At 61.8% G+C, this 4,444-nt stretch carries 4 protein-coding genes; 1 reads left to right on the forward strand and 3 read right to left on the reverse strand.

Annotation, left to right across the window (positions count from 1 at the left end):
* From pgk to tkt, 3 genes are all read right to left on the reverse strand, one after another.
* On the reverse strand, positions 1-640 hold a 640-nt coding region (gene pgk, locus HX846_RS19660), incomplete at its 3' end, for a phosphoglycerate kinase (protein WP_178965943.1).
* Positions 641-659: 19 nt separating this feature from the next.
* The gene (gene epd / locus HX846_RS19665; RefSeq protein WP_008434077.1) at positions 660-1,709 is read right to left on the reverse strand and encodes an erythrose-4-phosphate dehydrogenase; all 1,050 of its coding nucleotides are present in this window, start codon (positions 1,707-1,709) and stop codon (positions 660-662) included.
* Between the two features lie 209 nt (positions 1,710-1,918).
* Positions 1,919-3,916: a transketolase gene (gene tkt / locus HX846_RS19670; RefSeq protein WP_003216865.1), complete on the reverse strand. Its 1,998-nt coding sequence runs from the start codon at positions 3,914-3,916 to the stop codon at positions 1,919-1,921.
* Positions 3,917-4,165: 249 nt separating this feature from the next.
* On the opposite strand from tkt, the gene HX846_RS19675 reads away from it, so the two are divergent.
* Positions 4,166-4,444, forward strand: a 279-nt coding sequence (locus HX846_RS19675) for a metalloregulator ArsR/SmtB family transcription factor (RefSeq protein ID WP_178965944.1), incomplete at its 3' end; no start/stop codon positions are given.

The following is a 4,444-nucleotide window of genomic DNA, read 5'->3' on the forward strand; positions in this document are numbered from 1 at the left end:
CGACGATCAGCTGGTTGCAGATCTGGCTCAGGCTGTTCAGCACGTCGAGCTTGGTGGACACCTTGGAGCCGGCAACGATGGCGGCCATCGGTTGGGCCGGAGCGCCGAGGGCCTTGCCCAGTGCGTCCAGTTCAGCCGCCAGCAACGGGCCAGCTGCGGCAACTTTGGCAAACTTGGCCACGCCGTGGGTCGAACCCTCGGCACGGTGCGCGGTGCCGAAGGCGTCCATCACGAACACGTCGCACAGGGCAGCGTATTGCTGGGCCAGTTCGTCGCTGTTCTTTTTCTCGCCCTTGTTGAAGCGCACGTTTTCGAACAGCACGATGTCGCCAGCCTTCACGTCCACACCGTTCAGGTAGTCGGCAACCAGCGGCACGTCGCGGCCCAGGGCCTTGCTCAAATATTCAGCTACAGGCTTGAGGCTGTTTTCTGCCGAGAATTCACCTTCGGTCGGACGACCCAAGTGGGAGCAGACCATCACGGCCGCACCTTTTTCCAGGGCCAGCTTGATGGTCGGCAGCGAGGCCAGGATTCGCGCATCGCTGGTGACAACACCGTCCTTGACTGGGACGTTGAGGTCTTCGCGGATCAGTACGCGCTTACCTTGCAGATCGAGGTCGGTCATCTTCAACACGGTCATGGGGGGCAATTCCTGAGAGCTAAAGTTGTGGAGAGGCTGTTTGCAGATAGTGTTCTGCAACGTCCAGCATTCGGTTGGCAAAACCCCATTCGTTGTCGAACCAAGCCAGGATGTTCACCAGCCGTGGGCCGGAAACGCGGGTCTGGCTGGCATCGACGATGGCCGAATGCGGGTCGTGGTTGAAATCACAGCTGGCGTGCGGCAACTCGGTGTAGGCCAACAGGCCTTTGAGCGGGCCGCTGGTGGCGGCGTCGCGCAGGATCCGGTTGACTTCGCCGGCATCGGTGTCGCTGACGGTTTGCATGGTGATGTCCAGGCAAGACACATTCACCGTCGGTACCCGTACGGCTTTGGCCTGGATTCGCCCGGCAAGTTCCGGCAACAGTCGCTCGATACCGCGCGCCAGGCCGGTGGACACCGGAATCACCGACTGAAACGCCGAACGCGTACGGCGCAGGTCTTCATGGTGGTAAGCGTCAATCACCGGCTGATCGTTCATTGCCGAGTGAATGGTGGTGATCGACACGTATTCCAGGCCAATCGCCTGGTCCAGCAGGCGCAACAGCGGCACGCCGCAGTTGGTGGTGCAGGAGGCGTTGGACACCAGCAATTCGGCACCGGTCAGGCAATCCTGGTTCACGCCGTAGACGATGGTGGCGTCGACATCCGCCTCGCTGGCCATCGGCTGGGAGAACAGGACCCGTGGTGCGCCGGCGTCGAGAAACCGCTGGCCGTCGGCACGGGTGTGATAGGCACCGGAGCATTCCAGCACCAGGTCGACGTCCAGCGCCGCCCAGTCGATGCCCTCAGGGGTGGCACTGCGCAGGACCTTCACGCAGTTGCCATTAATATGCAGACAATCGTCCTCGACCCGCACTTCGCCGGGGAACCGGCCGTGGGTGGAGTCAAAGCGTGTCAGGTATTCGATGCTGGCCATGTCCGCCAGATCGTTGATCGCGACAATTTCAAACCCGGCCGCCGGCCCTCGCTCGAACAGAGCACGCAAGACGCAACGACCAATCCGGCCGTAGCCGTTGAGTGCAACTTTGTAGGGACGCGGTTGAGGCATGGGGTTCTCGCATTGTGGGCGACACAAACCTTTGCAGAAACTCGCTTGTGTGGCGAGGGAGCTTGCTCCCGCTGGAGTGCGAAGCACTCCCAGACCGGCTGACGAGGTGTATCTGACACATCTCGATCGCACGGCTTGGGGCCGCTTCGCAGCCCAGCGGGAGCAAGCTCCCTCGCCACAACAAGCTCGCTCCTACAAGGGGACGCGCTTTAGTCTTCCAGCAGCTCTTCAGCCTGACCCAGGATGTTTTCCAGGGTGAAACCGAACTCTTCGAACAACGCTGGCGCCGGCGCCGACTCACCGTAGGTGGTCATGCCGATCACGCGACCTTCCAGGCCCACGTACTTGTACCAGTAGTCGGCGTGAGCCGCTTCGATGGCGATACGTGCGCTGACCTGCAACGGCAACACCGATTGCTTGTAGTCGGCGTCCTGGGCTTCGAAGACACTGGTGCACGGCATGGAAACCACACGCACGTTGCGACCGGCGGCAGTCAGCTTGTCGTACGCCTGAACCGCCAGGCCCACTTCCGAACCGGTGGAGATCAGGATCAGCTCCGGCTCGCCGATGCAGTCTTTCAGCACGTAGCCACCACGGCTGATGCCTTCGATCTGCGCCGCGTCGCGGGTTTGGTGCTGCAGGTTCTGACGGGAGAAGATCAGCGCCGAAGGGCCGTCCTTGCGCTCGATTGCGTGCTTCCAGGCCACAGCCGATTCGACCGCGTCCGATGGGCGCCAGGTGTCCAGGTTCGGCGTGGTGCGCAAGCTGGTCAATTGCTCGACCGGCTGGTGCGTCGGGCCGTCTTCGCCCAGGCCGATGGAGTCGTGGGTGTAGACGAAGATCACACGCTTCTTCATCAACGACGCCATGCGTACGGCGTTGCGGGCGTATTCCATGAACATCAGGAAGGTCGCGCCGTAAGGCACCAGGCCGCCGTGCAGGGCAACGCCGTTCATGATGGCGCTCATGCCGAACTCGCGCACGCCGTAGTACATGTAGTTGCCGCTGGCGTCTTCCGCCGAGACACCTTTGCAACCTTTCCACAGGGTCAGGTTGGAACCGGCCAGGTCAGCCGAACCGCCGAGGAACTCAGGCAGCAGCGGGCCGAACGCGTTCAGGGTGTTCTGGCTGGCTTTACGGCTGGCGATGGTTTCGCCCTTGGCCGCCACTTCGGCGATGTAGGCCGAGGCCTTTTCAGCGAAGTCGGCAGGCAGGTCACCGGCCAGGCGGCGAACCAGTTCGTTGGCCAACTCAGGGAATTCGGCGGAGTAGGCCGCGAAACGCTGGTCCCACTCGGCTTCGACCGCCAGGCCGGCCTCCTTGGCGTTCCACTCGGCGTAGATGTCAGCCGGGATTTCGAACGGGCCGTGGTTCCACTTCAGCGCAGCGCGGGTCAGGGCGATTTCCGCGTCACCCAGTGGGGCGCCGTGGCAGTCTTCCTTGCCTTGCTTGTTCGGCGAACCGAAGCCGATGGTGGTCTTGCAGCAGATCAGGGTTGGCTGCTCGCTTTTGCGGGCCGTCTCGATCGCAATCTTGATTTCTTCCGGGTCATGACCGTCGACATTGCGGATCACCTGCCAGTTGTAGGCTTCGAAACGCTTTGGCGTGTCGTCGGTGAACCAGCCTTCGACTTCGCCGTCGATGGAGATGCCGTTGTCATCGTAGAAGGCGATCAGCTTGCCCAGGCCCAGGGTACCGGCCAGGGAGGCGACTTCGTGGGAAATGCCTTCCATCATGCAGCCATCACCGAGGAACACGTAAGTGTGGTGGTCGACAACGTTGTGGTTCGGGCGGTTGAACTGCGCGCTCAGGACTTTTTCAGCGAGGGCAAAACCCACGGCGTTGGCCAGGCCCTGGCCCAGTGGACCGGTGGTGGTCTCAACGCCAGGGGTGTAGCCGTATTCCGGGTGGCCCGGGGTGCGGCTGTGGATCTGGCGGAAGTTTTTCAGGTCGTCGATGGTGACGTCGTAGCCGGTCAGGTGCAGCAACGAGTAGATCAGCATCGAGCCGTGGCCGTTGGACAGGATGAACCGGTCACGGTCGGCGAACGACGGGTTGCTCGGGTTGTGTTTCAGGTAGTCACGCCAAAGTACCTCGGCGATATCCGCCATGCCCATCGGGGCACCGGGATGGCCGCTGTTGGCTTTTTGCACGGCATCCATGCTGAGGGCACGAATGGCGTTGGCACGCTCACGACGGCTGGGCATCGCTGATCTCCTGGAGGTTGAATAAAAGAAACGGAAAAAAGGATCGGCATTTTCCCTCAGCCACGGCCCTCGGGGCAATGACAGATAGTCACTTGGGGGTGTTTTTCCTGCGGATTGACTGGAGAAACCGCCCCCCGCCTCGTCCATGGGTTATAGCGGCTGCTTATAACCACCGATTATCGACCAATATCAAAACTTTTTGATATTGCCCTTGCGGGGTTTTCCCACCGTCACTAGACTGCTGGCCTTATGAACCTGAGCGCACCTTCCATTCGACCCGACGACAGCGACGAGCTGGCAGCCCTGTGCAAGGCCGGTGGCGATCCGTTGCGCCTGAATGTGTTGCGCGCGCTGACCAACGATTCGTTCGGGGTGCTGGAGCTGGCGCAGATCTTCGCCATCGGCCAATCCGGCATGAGCCACCACTTGAAGGTACTGGCCCAGGCCGACCTGGTGGCGACCCGCCGCGAGGGCAATGCGATTTTTTACCGTCGCGCCCTGCCCCACACCGAGCAACTGGGCGGCAAG

Origin of the sequence: Pseudomonas sp. K5002 (assembly GCF_013386655.1) — a bacterium.
GTDB lineage: Bacteria > Pseudomonadota > Gammaproteobacteria > Pseudomonadales > Pseudomonadaceae > Aquipseudomonas.